Below are 2,935 nucleotides of genomic sequence, written 5' to 3'. Positions count from 1 at the left end.
GCACGGATGAATTCATTCGATATCTGACAGATGTGCCGACCAACGGTCGGCACCCACCAACAGTCGCCGGAATCTGTCAGAGGCGGGGCACTGTGGGTTTGGGGTGTGAGCCGCATGGGCCCGAGGCATGCCTCGGGCGGGTTGGGCAGGACGCCCAACCCCGGTCTTGCCGTGTGCGCAGGACAGCGCACACGAGCATGCGGCGACCAAGCCTCCATGGACGGATTTACGGCGTCCCCGCAAACCCACAGTGCCCCGCCATCCCACGGAATGCAGGGTCTTGCTGTTGCTTCTGCAGGTGCAGGGCTGCAAGCCCTGCCAATACCCTTACACTCACTACCGCCTCCCAACTGCCCACCTGCATGAACCTTCCCCTGCACTTCGGCCTGCTCGGCTCCTTCGAAGCCGGTGCCATCGCCCTGCTGGTCGGGCTGCTGGTGTACTTCCTCTGGCATCACCTGTGCCGCGTGTTGCGCTGGTCGATGGGCCATGCCATTGGCTGGGCCTGCGTGTTCTCCGTCGCCATCTCCGCCGGCATCGACATGTGGAAGCTGTTCTACATGGGCATCGTCCGGCTGGAGTCGCCGCTGTATGCGCGCATCTTCCTCTCCACCATCCACGACCCCAACGAACTCGGCAGCCGCGTGGTGCTGGAAATCGCCGGCGCGCTCTCCGGTGTTGCACTCGGATGGGTCTTGTTCAGTTCGCGGTCATCCACGCGGAACGTCGATTGACGCAGGTTTTTCGTTGCGTACCGGTTAAATCCGGCTGCGTTGAATGTGCGCCTTATGGACCGCTCACTTTGCCCTAACCACCGCAGTAAACCATGCGCCATTTCGAGTGGTTAATGGGATGTATGCACGGCGGTCGCGGCGCAAAATCGATTCAGAAACGCGGTGGCAGGGTAGGTGCCGTGCGGAGACAACACCCCGCGCTCCACCACCCAGAGGAGATCCACCTGATGACTATTCGCAACCGCAAGCCCCTGCTCGCCCTGATCGTTGCCGCCGGTAGTGTGCTGGCCGTCCCAGCCATGGCGCAGAGCGCCCAGCAGCAGGCAGCCCAGGCACAGAATCAGGCGGCGCAGGCCCAGCAGTCGGCAGCCCAGGCGGGCCAGGCGGCTGACCAGGCCTCCAGTGCGGCTGCGTCGGCGCAGGCACAGGCCAGTGGCGGCGGCCAGACCTGGGCCAGCATCGATACCGATGGCAACGGCACCATCAGCAAGTCCGAGGCACAGGTGAACGCGGGCCTGGCCCAGGTGTTCGACCAGGCCGACACCAACAAGGACGGCGAGCTCAGCGCTGATGAGTACAAGGCCTTCGTGGCTGCCCAGCAGGCCGGGGCGGGTGCAGGTGCCGGCGGCGGCAACTGATCGCCGTTGAATGAAACCGGTTGAATGAATCCGGTTGTGTTCGGGGCAACCGGTGCATGGGGCCCGGGCGGCGAAGGCCGCCCGGGTTTTTGTTGCCCTCCGCACCCCTGTATCCTTGTCGGATGAACGCCTCCACGCCTGCGCGCTCGCGCGCCATCGGCCTGGTCGGTTTTGACGGTGACGACACGCTGTGGAAGAGCGAGGACTATTACCGCAAGGCCGAGCAGGACTACCTGGACCTGCTGTCGCGCTACGTCGACGTGCACGACACCCAGACCGCCCGCCACCTTCTGGAAGTGCAGCAGCGCAACCTGGCCGTGTTCGGCTATGGGGTGAAGGGCATGGTCCTGTCGATGATCGAAGCGGCCATCGACATCACCGGCCAGCGCATCGACGCCAAGGACATCCAGCGCATGCTGGATATCGGCCATGAAACCCTGCGCCACCCGGTCGACCTGATCGACGGCGTGCGCGAATCGGTGGCAACCATCGCCGAGCAGTACCCGGTGGTGCTGATCACCAAGGGCGACCTGTTCCACCAGGAGGCCAAGATCAAGGTGGCCAAGCTGCACGAGCTGTTCCCGCGCATCGAGATCGTCTCCGAGAAGGATCCGGAAACCTACGCCCGCGTGCTGTCCGAATTCGATCTGCCGATGCAGCAGTTCGTGATGGTCGGCAACTCGCTGCGCTCGGATATCGAGCCGGTGGTCACCCTCGGCGGCTGGGGCATCCACACCCCGTACGCGGTCACCTGGGCACACGAAACCCAGCATGGCGTGGCCGACGACGAACCGCGCATGGTCACCGCCGATACCGCCTGGGATTGGCCGGCCGCGCTGGCCACGATCGAGGCCAAGGCCGCTGCAGCGGCCTGACAGGACCCGGCGGCTGCGGCAGAATCGGGGCATGAACCGTGTCCCGATCCAGATGTGCTCGCTCCTGCTGCTGTCGCTCCTGCTGCTGGCGCCGGCCACCGTGCTGGCCCAGCAGACCGCCGAACGTTCGGCGGCCTACACGGTTGAAACCGGTGACCGCTGGCTGGATGCCCAGCTGCAGGACATCAATCACTACGCTGAGCGCTACCCCGATGCCTTCCTTGACGAGGTGTCGCGCTACGCCAACGTGCCGCGCGGGTACATCAGCGCGCTGTTCACCACCCACGGCTGGCAGGCCGGCGATATCTACTTCGCCTGCTTCTGGGCCAAGGCCAGCGGCCAGACCTGCCGCGACAGCGTGCGCGCCTTCAGCCAGAACCCGGAAGGGGGCTGGGAGGCGGTGGTCACGCGCATGCCGGTGAAGCCGGACAACCTGCATGTCCGCGCCGTGCGCCACGCCATCGTGGCCAGCTACGAGCACTGGGACCGGCCGATCACCCTCGATGCCACGCTGAAGCGCCAGCTGCGGTAGCGCCGGGCCATGCCCGGCGAGCGCGACGCGCGGCCCAGGAGGCCGCCGGGCATGGCGCGGCGCTACCGATGGTGTTCCTGTCTCTTATACACATCTCCGAGCCCACGAGACTAGCGCTCCTGTCGTTTGCCGGGGTCTGGGTGAAAAAAAAGTGGT

Annotated in this window: 4 protein-coding genes; all 4 read left to right on the top strand. The window is 65.5% G+C overall.

What is annotated here, in order from left to right:
- Positions 1–362: 362 nt before the first annotated feature.
- The 4 genes from AC1VXD_RS19810 (at position 363) to AC1VXD_RS19795 (ending at position 2,779) form a co-directional block, all read left to right on the top strand.
- The gene (locus AC1VXD_RS19810) at positions 363–734 is read left to right on the top strand and encodes a hypothetical protein (RefSeq protein ID WP_482993478.1); all 372 of its coding nucleotides are present in this window, start codon (positions 363–365) and stop codon (positions 732–734) included.
- Between the two features lie 227 nt (positions 735–961).
- Complete coding sequence (locus AC1VXD_RS19805) at positions 962–1,372, top strand: EF-hand domain-containing protein (RefSeq protein ID WP_108767525.1); 411 nt, start codon at positions 962–964, stop codon at positions 1,370–1,372.
- 122 nt (positions 1,373–1,494) lie between these two features.
- Positions 1,495–2,247 carry an HAD family hydrolase gene (locus AC1VXD_RS19800; RefSeq protein WP_482993477.1) on the top strand — a complete coding sequence of 251 codons (753 nt, stop codon included), beginning with the start codon at positions 1,495–1,497 and terminating at the stop codon, positions 2,245–2,247.
- Positions 2,248–2,278: 31 nt separating this feature from the next.
- Entirely contained in the window at positions 2,279–2,779 is a 501-nt protein-coding gene (locus AC1VXD_RS19795) for a hypothetical protein (RefSeq protein ID WP_482993476.1), read from the top strand.
- The last annotated feature ends 156 nt before the right edge of the window (positions 2,780–2,935 follow it).

This window comes from Stenotrophomonas sp. STEN054, from assembly GCF_056854535.1.
The sequence above is the reverse complement of the archived record's forward strand: the minus strand, read 5'-3'. Positions and strand labels throughout refer to the sequence as shown.